The organism is Pseudomonas sp. AC193 (assembly GCF_979258075.1).
Window position 1 is genome coordinate 1,233,253 of sequence record NZ_OZ409832.1, and the last position, 19,007, is coordinate 1,252,259.

The following is a 19,007-nucleotide window of genomic DNA, read 5'->3' on the forward strand; positions in this document are numbered from 1 at the left end:
ATGCCGGCCAGTTTCAGGAGTAAATCATGAGTGAAATGATCGATACCCCGGTCGACGGCACCCTCGACGCCACCGGCCTTAACTGCCCGGAACCGGTAATGATGTTGCACCAGCACATCCGTGACCTGGTGCCCGGCGGCCTGCTCAAGGTGATTGCCACCGATCCGTCTACCCGTCGCGACATCCCCAAGTTCTGCGTGTTTCTCGACCATGAACTGGTCGGCCAACACGAAGAGGCCGGCACGTATCTGTATTGGATTCGCAAGAAACACGCGTAACCGCCAGGCAAACGCAAAACCAAATGTGGGAGCGAGCCTGCTCGCGAAAGCGGTATATCAGTCACTATGGATGGCGACTGATACAACGCATTCGCGAGCAGGCTCGCTCCACATTTTTTGTCTCGAGTCAGGCCTTAACCTGCCGAACGACTGATCCGAATACGCTCGCGCGCACTGCGCGTCAGGCGGATCGACAGCATCAACGCCGCGCAGCTCAGGCCGACGATCAAACCCTGCCACAACCCGCTCGGGCCACGTGGCTCACCGAGCCAGTCGGTCAGGCCGAGGGCGTAACCCACCGGCAAACCAATGCCCCAATACGCAAACAGCGTCAGAATCATCGTCACCCGAGTGTCCTGATAACCGCGCAGCGCGCCGGCGGCAGTAACCTGAATCGCATCGGAAAACTGGAACAGCGCCGAGTACACAATCAGCATCGCCGCGATGTGAATCACCGTCGGGTCAGCGGTGTAGATCGCCGCAATTGGCTCGCGCAGTAACAACATCATGCTCGCCGACAAGCAGGCGTAGGCCAGCGCGGTGCCCATGCCGACGCCCGCAGCAAAACGCGCTTCACGCGGTTCTTCACGACCCAGTGCCTGACCGACCCGTACAGTCACGGCCATGCCCAGCGAATACGGAATCATGAACACCAGCGAGCTGACGTTCAGCGCAATCTGATGCCCGGCCACCACCGTGGCGCCGAGGCTGCCGATCAACAGAGCGATCACCGCAAAGATGCTCGATTCGGCAAACACCGCAATGCCAATCGGCAAACCAATCGCCAGTAAACGCTTGATCACTGCCCACTGCGGCCAGTCGAAACGGCTGAACAGTTCGCTCGAACGATAGGCCGGCGCCCAGCGCTCATAACCGGCCAGACCCAGCGCCATCACCCACATTACGATTGCCGTGGCCCAGCCGCAGCCGACGCCGCCCATCGCTGGCACGCCGAAGTGGCCATAGATGAAGATGTAGTTCAGCGGAATATTCAGCGCCAGACCGCACAGACCCAGCACCATCGCCGGGCGGGTTCGGCCGATGCCGTCACTGGTGCAACGCAGCACGTGATAAAACGCCACGGCCGGCAAACCACTGGCGATGCCGTGCAGGTATTGCATGCACGGGCCGATCAGCTCCGGGTCGACCTTCATCAGGTGCAGCACCGGTTCGGCGGCCACCAGCATCGCGGTCGCGATCAGGCCAACCACCAACGCCAGCCACAACGCCTGACGCACGATCGGGCCGATCTCGCTGTGCTTGCCGGCGCCGTAGCGCTGGGCGACTTTCGGCGTGGTGGCGAGCAGGGTGCCGGTCATTAACAGAAACACTGGCACCCAGATCGAGTTGCCCAGTGCCACTGCCGCCAGATCCTTGGGCCCGACGCGCCCGGCCATCACCGCATCGACGAAGCCCATGGCCGTGGTCGCCAGCTGCGCGATGATGATCGGCAGCGCGAGGGCGAGCAGGTTTTTGAACTCCAGACGAATCCGCGCGGGGCGGGTCAGGGAGACGGCGACAGGTTGGTCAGTTACAGAATTCACAGGCAAAGCGTCCACAAAGGTTGATGCGCAAGGCGCCGCATTCTACGCCGCTGACGTTACAGTCAGGAAAAATCCTCTGTTGCGGATTTGTAATCGGGTAGGAGCTGCCGCAGGCTGCGATCTTTTGCTTTTTTAAGATCACCATCAAAAGATCGCAGCCCGCGGCGGCTCCTACAGTTAAACTGCCGATCCGCCCAAGGAGCCCGCCATGCTGATTGTTGCCGACGAAAATATCCCGCTGCTCGATGCCTTTTTTGCCGGTTTCGGCGAAATCCGCCGGGTGCCGGGCCGTTCCATTGACCGTGCGACGGTCGAGCAGGCCGATGTGTTGCTGGTGCGTTCGGTGACCAACGTCAACCGTGCGCTGCTTGAAGGCAGCAAAGTGCGTTTTGTCGGCACTTGCACCATCGGCACCGATCATCTGGATCTGGAGTATTTCAACGAGGCCGGTATCACCTGGTCCAGCGCACCCGGCTGCAATGCCCGGGGCGTGGTCGACTATGTGCTCGGCAGCTTGATGACCCTCGCCGAAATCGAGGGTGTCGATCTGACTAAACGCACTTACGGGGTGATCGGCGCCGGTGAGGTTGGCGGGCGCCTGATCAACGTCCTCAAAGGCTTGGGCTGGAACGTTAAAGTCTGCGATCCGCCGCGTCAGGCAGCAGAGGGCGGCGATTACGTCAGCCTCGAACAGATCATCGAGCAGTGCGACGTGATCAGCCTGCACACCCCGTTGACCCGCAGCGGTGACGGCGCGACCTGGCATCTGTTCGATCAGCAGCGTTTGCAGCAACTCAAACCCGGCGCCTGGCTGATCAACGCCGCGCGCGGCCCGGTCGTGGATAACGCGGCCCTGCGCGAAGTGCTGCTGGAACGTGAAGACCTGCAAGCAGTGCTGGATGTCTGGGAAGCAGAACCAGAAGTCGATGTCGAACTGGCCGAACTCTGCGTGCTGGCAACGCCGCACATTGCCGGTTACAGCCTTGATGGCAAACAGCGCGGCACCGCACAGATCTATCAGGCGTACTGCGAGTTCATCGGCCAGCCTGCGAACATTCAGCTCAGCGACTTGCTGCCGGTACCGTGGCTGTCGGAAGTTTCCCTGCACGCTGACAGCGATCCGGCGTGGGCGCTGGCGATGTTGTGCCGTGGCGTGTACGACCCGCGCCGCGACGATGCGGATTTCCGCCGCAGCCTTGTAGGCAACGTCGCTGAGCAGCGTGCGGCGTTTGATGTGTTGCGCAAACAGTATCCGGTGCGGCGCGAGATTGAAGGGCTGAAAGTGCGAATTGAAGGGGCATCGCCAGTGTTGGCGAAAATAGTGGCGGCGCTGGGGGCTGTTTCGGTTTAGAACCGAGGTGGCCCATTCGCGAGCAGGCTCGCTCCCACAAGAGATCTTCAATGGATAACAGATCCTGTGGGAGCGAGCCTGCTCGCGAAGGCCGCACCACAAATCCCCTGCTTGCAGACAGAAAAAACCCGGCCAAAATGGGGCCGGGTCAGGAAGACGGTGGCTATATCACTCTTGTTCGGCAGGCTTGACCAATCGCTTCTCCAGTTCGCTGCACGCTTGCTGGATCATGTCTTCAGTGATCGGTACTTCACGCCCATCCTTATCAATAATCGAGCAACCCAGAGGTTGGCCGGGCTTGGTGCGGATCACTTCAATCTTGTCATCGCTGCTGTGTTGCAAGGACATGGCCTGTCTCCTCATCAGGTTATTCGCCAAGGTTAAAACTGCCACGTGACCGGGCTGTGACAACGCCCTGCGGTCTGTCGGCGGCGGCATCTCCACTCAAACAGAAATGACCGCTCGTCTCAACCCGAACTTTAGACCAATAGCCTCTAGGGGCTAGTCGTCACGGGCATATTTAACCTGACTCATTGTGATTTACAGAGTTCCACCCCATTTCAATGACTAGGCTGGCCCTATTCATCTGCGCAGATGTGAACCCGAATGATCTCGATGCTTTCCTCCCGACACCGGCGCGCCCTGCGTCTGACCAGCCATTTTCTCCTGCCCTATCGTTGGCAGGCTTTTGGCGCACTGCTCGCATTGATCGTCACCGCCGGCATCACCTTGTCGATGGGGCAGGGGATCAAACTGCTGGTCGATCAGGGTTTCATGACCCAGTCGCCGCATTTGCTCAACCAGTCGATTGGCCTGTTCATGCTGTTGGTGGTCGGACTGGCGATCGGCACTTTTGCCCGGTTTTATTGGGTGTCGTGGATTGGCGAGCGCGTTGTCGCGGACATTCGTCGACAGGTGTTCAACCACTTGGTGTACCTGCATCCAGGGTTTTACGAAGACAACCGCAGCTCGGAAATCCAGTCGCGCCTTACCGCGGACACGACATTGCTGCAGTCGGTAATCGGTTCGTCGCTGTCGCTGTTTCTGCGCAATCTGCTGATGGTCATCGGTGGCGTTGTGCTGCTGTTCATCACTAACCCCAAACTCACCAGCATCGTGGTGATCGCGCTGCCGCTTGTAGTCGCGCCAATCCTGATTTTCGGCCGCCGTGTGCGCAATCTGTCACGCCAGAGTCAGGATCGCATTGCCGACATTGGCAGTTACGTCTCCGAAACCCTTGGCCAGATCAAAACCGTGCAGGCCTACAACCATCAGGTGCAGGACGAGCAACGCTTTGCCTCGACGGTCGAGCAGGCTTTTGAAACCGCGCGTAAACGCATCTTCCAGCGTGCGTGGCTGATTACCCTGGTGATCGTGCTAGTGCTGGGCGCGGTCGCGGTGATGTTATGGGTCGGCGGCATGGACGTGATCGCCGGGCGAATTTCGGCGGGTGAACTGGCGGCGTTTGTGTTCTACAGCCTGATCGTCGGCAGTGCTTTCGGCACACTCAGCGAAGTGATCGGTGAGCTGCAACGCGCTGCTGGCGCTGCCGAACGCATCGCCGAACTTCTGCGCTCGGAAAATATCATCCAGCCGCCCACCTCCGGGTTGGTGACGTTGCCTGAGCGCGTGCGCGGCGAGCTGGAGCTGCGGGATGTGCGTTTTTCCTATCCCTCGCGTCCAGAAAGCTACGCCGTCGATGGCTTGAATCTGACCGTCCGCGCGGGCGAAACCCTGGCGCTGGTAGGGCCGTCCGGCGCCGGGAAATCCACGGTGTACGATTTGTTGCTGCGATTTTACGACCCGCGCGAAGGACAAATTCTCCTCGATGGCGTGCCCTTGACCCGCCTCGATCCTCTGGATCTGCGCCGCTGCTTCGCCCTCGTCTCGCAAACGCCCGCGCTGTTCTTTGGCAGCGTCGAGGAAAACATTCGTTATGGCTGCCCGACGGCCACGCTGGAGCAGGTCAAGGAGGCCGCGCGAATCGCCCACGCCCACGATTTCATCGAACAAATGCCCGACGGCTACCAAACCCACTTGGGCGACGGCGGCCTCGGTCTTTCCGGCGGCCAACGCCAACGGCTGGCCATCGCCCGGGCGCTGCTGGTGGACGCGCCAATCCTGCTGCTCGACGAAGCCACCAGCGCCCTCGACGCGCAAAGCGAACACTTGATCCAGCAAGCCTTGCCGAGCCTGATGCACAACCGCACGACGCTGGTGATTGCGCACCGTTTGGCCACAGTGAAAAACGCCGACCGGATCGCCGTGATGGATCAGGGCAAATTGGTCGCGGTAGGGACACATCAGGAATTGATTGCCAGTAATCAGCTGTATGCACGGCTGGCGGCGTTGCAGTTTAGTGATGGTCAGGAAGCGTATAAACAACACCTATGAATGATGAGCGCCCGTAGGAAATGCTTGGAGGGGACATGAGTGGTTACCAGCCGCCGTTGAACCTGAACACTCGAATGGTTGCTGTGATCGCTAACATCAGCGAGCAAATCGGTCAGCGGCGGATCGGATGGCCGAATCGACCCCCTTCGTCGAGTACATGCTTCAAGCCTTAAGTCTTGCGCTGCAAGAAGCAATCAGCAATGAGCCTTCAACCGACCAAGTAACCGACCAAGTAACCGACCAAGTAGCGATGTTGCTCGGCGTATTTGATGGGGCTGATCAACTGAGCGTAAACGAGCTCATGAGTAGCCTCGGGCTGGCTCACAAGGCAACCTTTCGCGCGAACTATCTGAAACCCGCACTGGCTATTAAATTGATTGAAATGACCGACCCCGATTCGCCCAGGAGCCCAGTACAAAAGTATCGCCTGACTGAACGGGGCAAAACGACAGCCCCCACATTCAGGTAGGAGCTGCCGAAGGCTGCGATCTTTTGATCTTGCTCCAAACAAAATGCCCGCATTTTCATGCGGGCATTTTTTTCAGGTCAAAAGATCGCAGCCTTCGGCAGCGCCTACAGGTCATTGGTCGTCGAAGTAGCGCTCATGCCAATCCACCAGCGGCTGTGGCGAGTTGAGTTTCTGGCCGTAGATCACCGAGTACGACAGTACGTTTTGCACGTACTGGCGGGTTTCGTCGAACGGGATGCTTTCCACCCAGACGTCGAAGCTCAGGTGATCGGCGCCGCGCAGCCATTGGCGCACACGACCGGGGCCGGCGTTGTAAGCGGCGGAGGCGAGGACGCGGTTGCCGTTGAACTGGCTGTGCACCTGGCTCAGATAAGCTGCGCCGAGCTGGATGTTTTTGTCCGGATCGAGCACTTGTTGCGGCGAGGCCAGCGGAATGCTGAATTTGCGCGCGGTTTCCTTGGCGGTGGCGGGCATCAGTTGCATCAGGCCGCTGGCGCCGACGCCGGAGCGGGCGTCGTCCATGAAGGCGCTTTCCTGGCGAGTGATCGCGAACACCCAGCTAGAATGCAGGCCACGCACCTTGGCTTCACGCACGAGAGTTTCGCGGTGGGCCATCGGGAAGCGGATGTCCAGGTCGTCCCAATACTGCGCCTGACTGATGGTGCGAATCGCCGGGAAATACCATTTCAGGTCATAAGCCAGTTTTGCCTGCGCGACCATTTCGTCACGATTGAAATGACGGCTGACGTGGTACCACTCGCGACGACCGTCGACGATCTGCCCGCGCGCATGGAATTCCAGCGCACGGCGTACGCCAGGCGTGTTGCGCACCTTGTTGATCAACGCCTGGCTCAGCACCAGTGGCTTGTTGTTCAACGAATACGGCGATTGCGAGCGGTCGGCGGCGAGAAAACCGTAGAAGTCACGTTCACGCGCCAGATTTTTGTACAGGGTCTGTGCTTCCGGGTTCTGCGGTTGCGCCAGTTCCAGGCTGCGCGCCTGCCAGTAACGCCAGCGGTTGGTGGTGGCGAGATCCTGCGGCAGACGCTTGGTCAGTTGGTAAGCATCGTCCCAACGCGCCAGACGCAACAGCAGACGCAAACGCCATTCGGACACGGTGTTGTCGCGCAGTTCCGGGTCGTATTTGGTCATCACGTCCAGCGCGCGACTGTCGAAACGCCGGGCCAGGGTCAGGCCGATTTCCCGGGCGATCGCGACTTTTTCATCACGGGAGAAATGCATGCTGCTGGCGTAACCGTCGAGCAGCGCCATGGCCTTGTCTGGATCCTGACGGGCGAGGCGGCGCAGGCCGAGGCTGACCACGTCGGACATTGGCTCATCCGCCGGAGTAAAGCGCGACGGTTGGTTGAGCAACTCGGGTTTCTGCGCGACATCGACCAGCAACCGACCGCGCGGGGCGAGGGTGGTCAGGCCGTTAACGAGGCTGTTGGCGAGCGGATAGTTGCGCGCCTGAGCGGCGAGTTTGGTGCGCTCCCAGCGTTTCTGTTCGGTCAACTGGCCGTCAGCGGCCCAGATGCCGAACAGCGCGTCACACGCGGCGGGCTGCGATTTGCCGGTCAGCCAGAGCTTGTCGGCATTGGCATAACCTTCGGATTTTTTGTCGTGGGTGATCTGGTACTGCGCATTCAGGCAGTCCAGTTCGGTGAAGTTGAGCTTCGGATCGTAGTACTTGACGAAGGTCGCCCAGTCGCCACGGTCGGCAAGCCAGCGCAACCAGCGCAGCTTCATCCAGTTGGCCTGGGGCAGGTCACCGTGCTCGGCGAGGAATTTCTCGATTTCCTCGTTGCTTGCGCTTTTCAGGCGCGCGGTCAGTTCGTCGTAAGCCAGATACGGCTCAAGCGGGTAATCGGCCAGGGCCTGGCTGTAACGGAAATACGGGCCGGTGTCGCCTTTGGCCAAGGCGCGCTTGGCTTCATCGTAATACTGGCGTTGGGTGGACAGATCCACCGCCTGGGCGGATTGAACGGCAGCGGCGGTAAGTAGCAAGCAGGACAAAACACTGAAAAGGCGACTGCGCATGAGACATCCGGGCAGAGAAATCATGACAAGTGCCGACCTCGGTCAGCACTGAATTGTCTGTAGCTTAGCCTTTTGCCAGCGAGCGGCGAAAGCTTTGCGGGCCTCGCAGCACAAGTTCGCAACAATTGTTGTGCAGAGTGCTTCGACAGACAAATTGCCGGCCTGCTGGAGCCCTAAGTCAGGTAGAATGCGCGCCCGGTTTTTGGAGAAGCTCATGACCCTGCTCAAATTCAGCGATGTGTCCCTTGCGTTCGGCGCTATGCCGTTGTTGGACAAGGTGTCCTGGCAGATCGCCCGTGGTGAGCGGGTGTGCATCATCGGCCGCAACGGCACAGGCAAGTCCAGCATGATGAAGCTGGTCAAGGGCGATCAAAAGCCTGATGACGGCTCCGTGTGGCGTGCCCCCGGTCTGAAAATCGGCGAATTGCCGCAAGAATTGCCAGTGGCCGACGATCGGACGGTGTTCGACGTGGTCGCTGAAGGCCTGGATGGTGTGGGCGCATTGCTCGCCGAGTACCATCATTTGGCGCAGAACTGCGTCACTGAAGAAGACCTGAACAAGCTGATGCACGTTCAGCAAGACCTCGAAGCCCGTGATGGCTGGCGCTTGCAGACGTTGGTCGACAGCACCCTGAGCCGCCTGCAACTGCCGGCCGACAAGACCCTCGCCCAGTTGTCCGGCGGCTGGCGTCGTCGCGTGCTGCTGGCGCAGGCGCTGGTGTCCGAACCGGATCTGCTGCTGCTCGACGAACCGACCAACCACCTGGACATCGGTGCGATTGCCTGGCTCGAAGAAGCGCTGAAAGATTTCCAGGGTGCCGTGCTGTTCATCACGCACGACCGTTCCTTCCTGCAAAACCTTGCCACGCGCATCCTCGAACTGGATCGCGGCGGCCTGATCGACTGGAACGGCGACTACGCCAGTTTCCTCGTGCACAAAGAAGCCGCGCTGGCCGCTGAAGAAACCGCCAACGCGCTGTTCGACAAGAAACTGGCCCAGGAAGAAGTCTGGATCCGCCAGGGCATCAAGGCGCGCCGCACCCGTAACGAAGGCCGCGTGCGCGCCCTGAAAGCTTTGCGCGTTGAGCGCAGTGAGCGTCGTGAGCGCACCGGCAAGGCCAATATTCAGTTGGACACTGCCGACAAGTCCGGCAAGCAGGTGATGGTGCTCGAGAACGTGAGTTTCGCTCACCCGGGCGGCCCGTTCCTGATCAAGGATTTTTCGATGGTGCTGACGCGCGGCGACCGTATCGGTCTGCTCGGCGCCAACGGTACCGGCAAGACCACGCTGCTGAAACTGATGCTCAGCGGTCTGCAACCGACTAGCGGCAAAGTGGAAGAGGGCACGCGGATCGACGTGGCCTACTTCGATCAGTTGCGTCATCAACTGGATCTGGAAAAAACCGTTATCGACAACGTTGCCGAAGGTCGCGACTTCATTGATATCGACGGCCAGAGCCGCCACGTGCTGAGTTATCTCGGCGACTTCCTGTTCAGCCCGCAGCGTGCTCGCACGCCGGTCAAGGCGCTGTCGGGTGGTGAGCGTGCGCGTCTGTTGCTGGCGAAGCTGTTCAGCAAACCGGCCAACCTGCTGGTGCTCGACGAACCGACCAACGACCTCGACGTGGAAACGCTGGAGCTGCTTGAAGAAGTGCTGCTGACGTTCAACGGCACCGTGCTGATGGTCAGCCACGACCGGGCATTCCTCGACAACGTGGTCACCAGCACCCTGGTCTTCGAAGGTGAAGGCAAGGTGCGTGAATACGTCGGCGGCTATCAGGACTGGATCCGTCAGGGCGGCTCGCCGCGTCTGCTGGGCGTGACTGAAAGCAAATCCGGCAAGGCTGACCTGAATTCGGCAGTGGTAACCGCTGAGCCTGCTGCGGTGGCTGAACCTGCCGCTGCCGCCCCGGCGGCCAAGAAGAAGCTGAGCTACAAGCTGCAGCGCGAGCTGGAAGCGTTGCCGGGCGACATCGACGCCAAAGAGCAGCAGATCGCTGCGGTGGAAGCTGAAATGGCGGATGCCGGTTTCTATCAGCGACCTGCAGCTGAGACGGCTAAAGTGATTGCTTCTCTGGAGCAGTTGCACGCTGAGCTGGATGCGTTGATGGAGCGTTGGGCCGAGCTGGATGCCTGATTGATCCCGTAACAAAAAAGCCCGGCCTCATTTGCGTGAGGCCGGGCTTTTCATATGTAAACGCATTTCCATTGTAGGAGTGAGCCTGCTCGCGATAGCGGTTTAGCATTCAACGCGTCTGTCGACTGTTACAACGCTATCGCGAGCAGGCTCACTCCTACATGGTGCGGTGTTTCAGCGTTTGACCAGGTGGACAGCGAGCACATCGCAAGGCGCACCGTGCAGTACGTCGTTCGCAGTGGAGCCGAGCAACAAGGCCAGGCCATGACGACCATGGCTGCCAACCACAATCAGATCGCATTGCTGTTCCTTGGCGAAGTGGTGGATTTCCTGACGTGGCTGGCCATAGGTCAAATGGCAGTTGGCGCCTTCGAGCTCGGAGTATTTGAGCTTCAGGCGCTCCAGGCGCTCCTTGGCCTGATCGAACTGCTGTTGTTGCAGTTGTGACAGATCCATCGGCACGTCGCCGCCGAACGCCATGGCCATTGGTTCGACAATATGCACCAGCGACAGCTTGGCGCCATTGCTCACCGATAGCTCACGGGCGCGGTGAATCACAGGGTCGCACTCTTCAGTCAGATCTACGGCGACCAGGATATGGGTGTAGGGCATGAGGTGCTCCTCGTGACGGTTCAATATTGTTAAGTATGGCTGGTTTCAAGCGCATTGGTTCCGAAGCGGAGCAATGGCTCATCAAAAATCGGGAGTAGAGATATGACGGTCTGGTTGGTGGTGTCAATCCTGTTGGTGGTTTTGAGTCCGCTGGCGTGGTTGCGTCCATCGCGTGCACAAAGCGGTCGCATCGCCCTGCGCATGGAGGCGCGCCGCATCGGTCTGGCCATGCAACTGGCGCCTCAGGAGTGGCCACACTGGATGGCGCAAGAGCCGCCGAGCCCGTGCGCGCAATATCATCGGCCGCGCCGTAGCAAGCAGCCGGCGTGCTGGACGTATTGGCAGAAATCGCCGGGTGCGTGGGTCAATCAATGGCAGGAAGCCTGCGAAGATCCGGCGCTGCTTAATCATTTCGAAAAGTTGCCGGGCAACGTTTTCAAAGTCGAAGCCGACAAGCAGATGATCGCCTTGTATTGGGGTGAAAAGGGCGAAGCCTCGGTTTTGCTGGATATCGACGCGACTCTGAAAGCGCTGGCATGACGCGCGGACTTTTCCCACTGCAACGGTGGGGATCGTCCGGCAGACGCGCATTAAAAAGCCCGACATGATTCATCGGGCTGGGTTGGCCAGGCAGGCCGGTAAATCTTTTTACAACGGATCTCGCTTGCAGCGCTCAGCGCTTTTCCCTGTAGTCCAGCCAGCGTAGCCTGTTAAACAAGGCTCGGCGCTAATTAGGGCGACTTTTCTAACTATTGATTCTATGAATGGCTTCTCATGCAGGCGCGTGTTGCCGGTCTGCGTGGTGCGGAAATGACCGCAAAGTCGCATTTCAACCCGTATTTTGGGCGATTGACAATTGTCGGAAATTCCGTGAAGGTGACGTACCCAAATCAAACGGGCGTATGAATTGAGCGTTTGTCTTACTGACCGCTCCTACAGAATCCCGACTATCGCGTTGGCGGGTGTGCCGGGTGAATGGGTATCAGCAGTGACGAAGAAGCGTCCTGCCAAACCATTCGCTTGCGTCCGACGTGTACTGTTCAGCTTCCATATCGTGGAGATCAGTTGATGATTTACGAAGGTAAAGCCATCACGGTTAAAGCTCTTGAAAGTGGCATCGTCGAATTGAAATTCGACCTCAAGGGTGAGTCCGTCAACAAGTTCAACCGTCTTACCCTGAACGAACTGCGTCAGGCCGTAGACACCATCAAGGCAGATGCTTCGATCAAGGGCGTGATCGTCAGCAGTGGCAAGGACGTATTCATCGTCGGCGCCGACATCACCGAATTTGTCGAGAACTTCAAGCTGCCGGATGCCGAGCTGGTTGCTGGCAATCTCGAAGCCAACAAGATCTTCAGCGATTTCGAAGACCTCAATGTTCCGACCGTAGCGGCCATCAATGGCATCGCTCTGGGCGGCGGTCTGGAAATGTGCCTGGCGGCTGACTATCGCGTCATGTCGACCAAAGCCAAGATCGGTCTGCCGGAAGTCAAACTGGGCATCTACCCAGGCTTCGGCGGCACCGTGCGTCTGCCGCGCCTGATCGGTGCCGACAACGCTATCGAGTGGATTGCCTCCGGCAAGGAAAACCGCCCTGAAGACGCGCTGAAAGTCAGTGCCGTCGACGCTGTGGTTGCTCCGGAAAAACTGCAGGAAGCGGCTCTTGAGCTGATCAAACGCGCCATCTCCGGCGAGTTCGATTACAAGGCCAAGCGTCAGCCGAAGCTGGATAAGCTCAAGCTGAACGCCATTGAACAAATGATGGCTTTCGAAACCGCCAAAGGTTTCGTTGCCGGTCAGGCTGGCCCGAACTACCCGGCGCCGGTTGAAGCGATCAAGACCATCCAGAAAGCTGCGAACTTCGGTCGTGACAAGGCTCTGGAAGTCGAAGCTGCCGGTTTCGTCAAACTGGCCAAGACCTCTGCCGCGCAGAGCTTGATCGGTCTGTTCCTGAACGATCAGGAACTGAAGAAAAAGGCTAAGGCCTACGACGAAATCGCCAAAGACGTGAAGCAGGCTGCCGTACTCGGCGCAGGCATCATGGGTGGCGGTATCGCTTATCAGTCGGCCTCTAAAGGTACGCCGATCCTGATGAAGGACATCAACGAGCACGGTATCGAGCAGGGTCTGGCCGAAGCCGCCAAACTGCTGGTTGGCCGCGTTGATAAAGGTCGCATGACCGCTGCGAAAATGGCTGAAGTCCTCAACGGCATTCGCCCAACCCTGTCCTACGGCGACTTCGGTCACGTCGATCTGGTTGTCGAAGCTGTTGTCGAGAACCCGAAGGTCAAGCAAGCCGTATTGGCTGAAGTTGAAGACAAGGTCAAAGAGGACACCATCCTCGCGTCCAACACCTCGACCATTTCCATCAGCCTGCTGGCGAAAGCCCTCAAGCGTCCGGAAAACTTCGTCGGCATGCACTTCTTCAACCCGGTGCACATGATGCCGCTGGTGGAAGTGATCCGTGGCGAGAAGTCGAGTGAGCTGGCTGTTGCCACCACCGTTGCTTACGCCAAGAAAATGGGCAAGAACCCGATCGTCGTCAACGACTGCCCGGGCTTCCTAGTCAATCGCGTACTGTTCCCGTACTTCGGCGGTTTCGCCAAACTGGTCAGCGCCGGTGTGGACTTCGTCCGTATCGACAAAGTCATGGAAAAATTCGGCTGGCCAATGGGCCCGGCATACCTGATGGACGTGGTCGGCATCGACACCGGTCACCACGGTCGTGACGTAATGGCTGAAGGTTTCCCGGATCGCATGAAGGATGACCGTCGTTCGGCCATCGACGTGCTGTACGAAGCCAAGCGCCTGGGTCAGAAAAACGGCAAGGGCTTCTATGCCTACGAAGCCGACAAGAAAGGCAAGCAGAAGAAAGTCGCCGATCCATCGGTACTCGAAGTGCTCAAGCCGATCGTTTACGAGCAGCGCGAAGTCACTGACGAAGACATCATCAACTGGATGATGATCCCGCTGTGCCTGGAAACCGTGCGTTGCCTGGAAGACGGCATCGTTGAAACCGCCGCCGAAGCCGACATGGGTCTGGTCTACGGTATCGGTTTCCCTCCATTCCGTGGCGGTGCACTGCGCTACATCGATTCGATCGGTGTTGCCGAGTTCGTTGCCCTGGCTGACCAGTACGCTGATTTGGGCGCGCTGTACCACCCGACCGCGAAGCTGCGTGAAATGGCCAAAACCGGCCAACGGTTCTTCGGTTAAGCGTCCCAACTTTTGAGCGAGAGTGAAATTTTATGAGCTTGAATCCAAGAGACGTCGTGATTGTCGACTTCGGTCGTACTCCGATGGGCCGCTCCAAGGGCGGCATGCACCGCAACACCCGCGCCGAAGACATGTCGGCGCACCTGATCAGCAAATTGCTGGAACGCAACGTCAAGGTCGATCCGGCGGAAGTCGAAGACGTGATCTGGGGCTGCGTTAACCAGACCCTGGAGCAGGGCTGGAACATCGCGCGCATGGCGTCGCTGATGACCCAGATCCCGCACACTTCGGCCGGCCAGACCGTCAGCCGTCTGTGTGGCTCGTCGATGAGCGCGCTGCACACTGCTGCGCAAGCGATCATGACCGGTAACGGTGACGTGTTCGTGGTTGGTGGCGTCGAGCATATGGGCCACGTGAGCATGATGCACGGTGTCGATCCGAACCCGCACATGTCTCTGTACGCGGCGAAAGCCTCGGGCATGATGGGTCTGACCGCTGAAATGCTCGGCAAAATGCACGGCATCACTCGCGAGCAGCAAGATGCTTTCGGCGTGCGTTCCCATCAGTTGGCCCACAAGGCCACCGTGGAAGGCAAGTTCAAAGACGAAATCATCCCGATGCAGGGCTACGACGAGAACGGTTTCCTGAAACTGTTCGACTATGATGAAACCATTCGTCCGGAAACCACCCTGGAAAGTCTGGCGGCCCTCAAGCCTGCCTTCAATCCAAAGGGCGGCACCGTGACCGCGGGTACTTCGTCGCAGATCACCGATGGTGCTTCGTGCATGATCGTGATGTCGGCGCAGCGCGCACAAGATCTGGGCATCCAGCCAATGGCGGTTATCCGTTCGATGGCAGTGGCAGGTGTGGATCCGGCAATCATGGGCTATGGTTCAGTTCCGGCAACACAAAAAGCCTTGAAACGTGCCGGTCTTGGCATCAACGATATCGACTTCTTCGAGCTCAACGAAGCTTTCGCTGCACAGGCTCTGCCAGTGCTGAAAGATCTGAAAGTACTCGACAAGATGAACGAGAAGGTTAACCTGCATGGCGGCGCGATCGCCCTGGGTCACCCGTTCGGTTGCTCCGGTGCCCGTATTTCCGGCACCTTGCTGAACGTGATGAAGCAGAATAGCGGCACCTTCGGGGTAGCCACTATGTGCATTGGTCTCGGCCAAGGCATCTCCACCGTCTTCGAACGCGTTTAAGCGTCTCGTCGATGGAAGCCGGGGCCAAGTGCCCCGGTTTTTGTTTTTCTGGATTTATTTTTGTTTTTATTTTGAAAAAATTTGAGTGAGGGCCAAAACATGCCGATACAACCTGGGCTCTACCAACATTACAAAGGTCCGCAGTACCGTGTATTCAGTGTTGCGCGGCATTCGGAAACCGAAGAAGAAGTGGTCTTTTACCAAGCCCTGTATGGCGATTACGGCTTTTGGGTGCGCCCCTTGAGCATGTTTCTCGAGTCGGTCGAGGTTGACGGCGAGCAGGTGCCACGCTTTGCTTTGGTGCAAGCTGAACCGAGCCTTTTTTCCAAGGCATAAGGCGAGTGCGCACAGAACCCTGTGCTTGACCTCACCTTGTATCAACTATATATAGCGGTGCCGCGTCAGGCGCCAACCGCCTTTCACTTCTAGAATTCAGGAATTTTCTGATCCATGGGCAAATCGCTGGTCATTGTGGAATCCCCGGCTAAGGCCAAGACCATCAACAAGTATCTGGGTAACCAATACGTGGTGAAGTCGAGTATCGGCCATATCCGAGACCTGCCCACCAGCGGTTCGGCTAGCGCCAGCAAAGAGCCAGCCGCCAAGCGCGGCAAGGCTGCTGCGGGCGAAGGTCCGGTGCTCTCGCCGAAGGAGAAGGCGCGCAAGCAGCTCGTCTCGCGTATGGGTGTCGATCCCGATCATGGCTGGAAAGCCAAGTACGAGATCCTCCCGGGTAAAGAGAAGGTCATCGAAGAGCTGCGCCGGCTCGCCAAAGATGCTGACACCATCTATCTCGCAACCGACTTGGATCGAGAGGGGGAAGCCATTGCCTGGCACCTGCGCGAAGCCATCGGTGGTGACGACAGCCGCTACAAGCGCGTGGTGTTCAACGAAATCACCAAGAAGGCGATTCAGGAAGCGTTCTCCAAGCCGGGCGAGCTGGACATCGATCGTGTCAATGCTCAGCAGGCGCGTCGTTTCCTCGATCGCGTTGTCGGTTACATGGTCTCGCCGCTGCTCTGGGCGAAGATCGCCCGTGGCCTGTCCGCTGGCCGCGTGCAATCTGTAGCCGTGAAACTGGTCGTTGAGCGTGAGCGCGAAATTCGTGCGTTCAACCCGGAAGAGTATTGGGAAGTGCATGCCGATCTCGGCACCACCAAAGGCTCGACCGTGCGTTTCGAAGTGGCTCGCGAAAAAGGCGAAGCCTTCAAGCCGCTGAACGAAGCCCAGGCCACGGCCGCGCTGGAAAAGCTCAAGGCTTCCAGCTACAGCATCGTCAAACGCGAAGACAAGCCGACCAGCAGCAAGCCTTCGGCGCCGTTCATCACGTCGACCCTGCAACAGGCTGCGAGTAACCGCCTGGGCTTCGGCGTGAAGAAAACCATGATGATGGCCCAGCGTCTGTATGAAGCCGGCTACATCACGTATATGCGTACCGACTCGACCAACCTCTCGGCCGATGCCGTAACAATGGCGCGGGCTTACATCGAGGACGAGTTCGGCAAGAAGTACCTGCCGGAAACGCCGAACGTCTACAGCAGCAAGGAAGGCGCACAAGAGGCTCACGAAGCGATTCGTCCTTCCGACGCCAACACCATTCCAAGCAAGCTGGCGGGCATGGAGCGCGATGCAGAGCGTCTCTACGAGCTGATCTGGCGCCAGTTCCTGGCTTGCCAGATGCTGCCGGCCCAATACCTGTCGACTACCGTCAGCGTCGGCGCTGGCGATTTCGAGCTGCGCGCCAAGGGCCGCATCCTCAAGTTCGACGGTTACACCCGTGTCATGCCGCAAATTGCCAAGCCGGGCGATGACGACGTTCTGCCTGATATGGCGCAGGGCGACGTGATGAAGCTGATCAAGCTCGATCCGTCGCAGCACTTCACCAAGCCGCCGGCGCGTTACTCCGAAGCCAGCCTGGTGAAAGAAATGGAAAAACGCGGCATCGGTCGTCCTTCGACTTATGCGGCGATCATTTCGACCATTCAGGATCGCGGTTACGTGACCCTGCACAACCGTCGTTTCTATTCGGAAAAGATGGGCGACATCGTTACCGAGCGTCTGTCGGAGAGCTTCTCGAACCTCATGGACTACGGCTTCACCGCCGGCATGGAAGAGAATCTCGATGACGTGGCGCAAGGCGAGCGCGACTGGAAAAACGTGCTGGACGAGTTCTATGGCGACTTCAAGAAAAAGCTCGAAGTAGCCGAGAACCCGGAAAACGGCATGCGTGCCAACCAACCGGTGATGACCGATATTCCGTGCACCACCTGCGGCCGTCCGATGCAGATTCGTACCGCATCGACCGGCGTGTTCCTCGGCTGCTCGGGCTACAGCCTGCCACCGAAAGAACGCTGCAAGGCCACCGTCAACCTGGTGCCGGGCGATGAAATCGCTGCGGACGATGAGGGCGAGTCGGAGTCGCTGGTACTGCGCGGCAAGCATCGTTGCCCGATCTGCAGCACAGCGATGGACGCTTACTTGCTCGACGAAAAGCGCAAGCTGCACATCTGCGGTAACAACCCGGATTGCGCTGGCTACGAAATCGAAGAGGGCAGCTATCGCATCAAGGGCTACGAAGGTGCCGAGCCTGGAATGCGACAAGTGCGGCAGTGAGATGCAACTCAAGACCGGCCGTTTCGGCAAGTTCTTCGGTTGCACCAACCCCGAGTGCAAGAACACCCGCAAGCTGCTGAAAAGCGGTGACGCGGCGCCGCCGAAGATGGATCCGGTGAAGATGCCTGAGCTGAAATGCGAAAAGGTCAACGACACCTACATCCTGCGCGACGGTGCCTCCGGCCTGTTCCTCGCGGCGAGTCAGTTCCCGAAAAACCGCGAGACCCGGGCTCCGCTGGTGATTGAGATTGTGCCGCACAAGGACGAAATCGATCCGAAGTACCACTTCCTCTGCGACGCGCCGAAGAAGGATCCTGATGGTCTGCCAGCGGTTATCCGCTACAGCCGCAAAACCAAGGAGCAATACGTGCAGACCGAAGTCGACGGCAAGCCTACCGGTTGGAAGGCTTACTACGATGGCGGCAAGTGGACGGTTGAAGACAAGCGTACGAAGGCCAAGGCCGAGTAAGCGTTAGTCCGATACTGAAAAGGCCGCATGCAAACCCTCGGGTTTTCATGCGGCCTTTTTGTTTTCTGCTTGCGGTGGGATCGGCTGATCCACGACACTGTCCGGCCTGTGTGAAGCAATTATTTCGTTGTGGAGAGCGCCGTCATGGCTCACGAACTCTATACCCGTACCAATCAGAAGATCTATTTCGCCGGCCTGTCGCTGGAAGCCCTGGCTCGCGCTGAAGAAGGGCGGGCGATGAATTCTCTGGCGCTGATTCAGGCCGGGCGTGAATCGGCGTTGTTCCACCTCTACGGCGCTTTGCTGGGCCTGTGCCACGAGATCGCTGGGTTCTATCGTCTACCTCAGGCCAGTGCGCCACGGGCAGAGATGCTGCTGACGCGCGAAGTGCTGGAGTCGATCGCGATTCCCGAAATGGCCGAAATGGTCGAATTGGCGGGTAATCCTGAAACCTGGCTGGCGAAACTGTTGGCGGCGCATTCGGCACTGTTTCAGCCTCCGCGGGTGCCGCATAAGCCGAAGGGCGACGTGACCCAGCCGCTGATTCAGGCGATCAACCTCGATGAAGAAGAGGCGCCAGAAGAGTTGAGCCGAGAGGAGCTGGAGAGCTGGCGGCAGAATCTGAAAGGTTTGGCGATTCGTTTTCGTGAAGGATTGAACGAGTGCTGAGACTGAT

The 19,007-nt window shown here is 58.7% G+C and carries 14 protein-coding genes and 1 pseudogene; 11 read left to right on the top strand and 4 right to left on the bottom strand.

Translation table 11 applies throughout. From position 1 onward, the window contains the following. Positions 1 to 26 precede the first annotated feature (26 nt). Positions 27 to 278: a sulfurtransferase TusA gene (gene tusA / locus ACZZ0D_RS05825; protein WP_025111044.1), complete on the top strand. Its 252-nt coding sequence runs from the start codon at positions 27 to 29 to the stop codon at positions 276 to 278. A 134-nt stretch (positions 279 to 412) separates the two neighbouring features. On the opposite strand, the gene ACZZ0D_RS05830 is transcribed toward tusA, so the two are convergent. Beyond that, the gene (locus ACZZ0D_RS05830; RefSeq protein ID WP_463552661.1) at positions 413 to 1,822 is read right to left on the bottom strand and encodes an MATE family efflux transporter; all 1,410 of its coding nucleotides are present in this window, start codon (positions 1,820 to 1,822) and stop codon (positions 413 to 415) included. A gap of 208 nt (positions 1,823 to 2,030) precedes the next feature. Between ACZZ0D_RS05830 and pdxB the strand changes: the two genes are divergently transcribed. Further along, the gene (pdxB, locus tag ACZZ0D_RS05835) at positions 2,031 to 3,173 is read left to right on the top strand and encodes a 4-phosphoerythronate dehydrogenase PdxB (RefSeq protein ID WP_463552662.1); all 1,143 of its coding nucleotides are present in this window, start codon (positions 2,031 to 2,033) and stop codon (positions 3,171 to 3,173) included. Between the two features lie 168 nt (positions 3,174 to 3,341). On the opposite strand, the gene ACZZ0D_RS05840 is transcribed toward pdxB, so the two are convergent. Further along, positions 3,342 to 3,521 (bottom strand): PA1571 family protein, encoded by a 180-nt coding sequence (locus tag ACZZ0D_RS05840; protein ID WP_053122106.1) that lies wholly within the window; start codon positions 3,519 to 3,521, stop codon positions 3,342 to 3,344. Between the two features lie 258 nt (positions 3,522 to 3,779). On the opposite strand from ACZZ0D_RS05840, the gene ACZZ0D_RS05845 reads away from it, so the two are divergent. Next, positions 3,780 to 5,567, top strand: coding sequence for an ABC transporter transmembrane domain-containing protein (locus tag ACZZ0D_RS05845; RefSeq protein WP_463552663.1), 1,788 nt, complete (start codon positions 3,780 to 3,782; stop codon positions 5,565 to 5,567). A gap of 127 nt (positions 5,568 to 5,694) precedes the next feature. After that, the gene (locus tag ACZZ0D_RS05850; RefSeq protein WP_463552664.1) at positions 5,695 to 6,036 is read left to right on the top strand and encodes a Fic family protein; all 342 of its coding nucleotides are present in this window, start codon (positions 5,695 to 5,697) and stop codon (positions 6,034 to 6,036) included. 111 nt (positions 6,037 to 6,147) lie between these two features. Here ACZZ0D_RS05850 and ACZZ0D_RS05855 read toward each other — a convergent pair whose 3' ends face one another. Continuing rightward, positions 6,148 to 8,076, bottom strand: coding sequence for a transglycosylase SLT domain-containing protein (locus ACZZ0D_RS05855; RefSeq protein ID WP_053122100.1), 1,929 nt, complete (start codon positions 8,074 to 8,076; stop codon positions 6,148 to 6,150). 214 nt (positions 8,077 to 8,290) lie between these two features. Between ACZZ0D_RS05855 and ACZZ0D_RS05860 the strand changes: the two genes are divergently transcribed. After that, on the top strand, positions 8,291 to 10,213 hold the full coding sequence (locus ACZZ0D_RS05860; RefSeq protein ID WP_400754619.1) for an ATP-binding cassette domain-containing protein: 1,923 nt from the start codon (positions 8,291 to 8,293) through the stop codon (positions 10,211 to 10,213). Between the two features lie 174 nt (positions 10,214 to 10,387). Here the strand turns inward: ACZZ0D_RS05860 and ACZZ0D_RS05865 are convergent, their stop codons facing one another. Then, positions 10,388 to 10,825, bottom strand: a complete 438-nt coding sequence (locus tag ACZZ0D_RS05865; protein WP_053122097.1) for a universal stress protein — start codon at positions 10,823 to 10,825, stop codon at positions 10,388 to 10,390. Positions 10,826 to 10,927: 102 nt separating this feature from the next. Here ACZZ0D_RS05865 and ACZZ0D_RS05870 point away from each other — a divergent pair, with 102 nt between their 5' ends. The 6 genes and pseudogenes from ACZZ0D_RS05870 to ACZZ0D_RS05895 all read left to right on the top strand — a co-directional run bounded on the left by ACZZ0D_RS05870 (position 10,928) and on the right by ACZZ0D_RS05895 (position 19,000). Then, entirely contained in the window at positions 10,928 to 11,365 is a 438-nt protein-coding gene (locus ACZZ0D_RS05870) for a hypothetical protein (RefSeq protein ID WP_159814295.1), read from the top strand. A 528-nt stretch (positions 11,366 to 11,893) separates the two neighbouring features. After that, entirely contained in the window at positions 11,894 to 14,041 is a 2,148-nt protein-coding gene (gene fadB, locus ACZZ0D_RS05875) for a fatty acid oxidation complex subunit alpha FadB (protein ID WP_212545625.1), read from the top strand. A 32-nt stretch (positions 14,042 to 14,073) separates the two neighbouring features. After that, a complete protein-coding gene (gene fadA / locus ACZZ0D_RS05880) occupies positions 14,074 to 15,249 on the top strand; it encodes an acetyl-CoA C-acyltransferase FadA (RefSeq protein WP_463552665.1) in 1,176 nt (391 codons plus the stop codon). 99 nt (positions 15,250 to 15,348) lie between these two features. Next, a complete protein-coding gene (locus ACZZ0D_RS05885; protein WP_007910467.1) occupies positions 15,349 to 15,585 on the top strand; it encodes a DUF1653 domain-containing protein in 237 nt (78 codons plus the stop codon). A gap of 114 nt (positions 15,586 to 15,699) precedes the next feature. Further along, positions 15,700 to 18,331 (top strand): annotated as a pseudogene (topA, locus tag ACZZ0D_RS05890) (type I DNA topoisomerase). Positions 18,332 to 18,475: 144 nt separating this feature from the next. Continuing rightward, positions 18,476 to 19,000 carry a DUF6586 family protein gene (locus ACZZ0D_RS05895; RefSeq protein ID WP_463552666.1) on the top strand — a complete coding sequence of 175 codons (525 nt, stop codon included), beginning with the start codon at positions 18,476 to 18,478 and terminating at the stop codon, positions 18,998 to 19,000. Positions 19,001 to 19,007 lie beyond the last annotated feature (7 nt).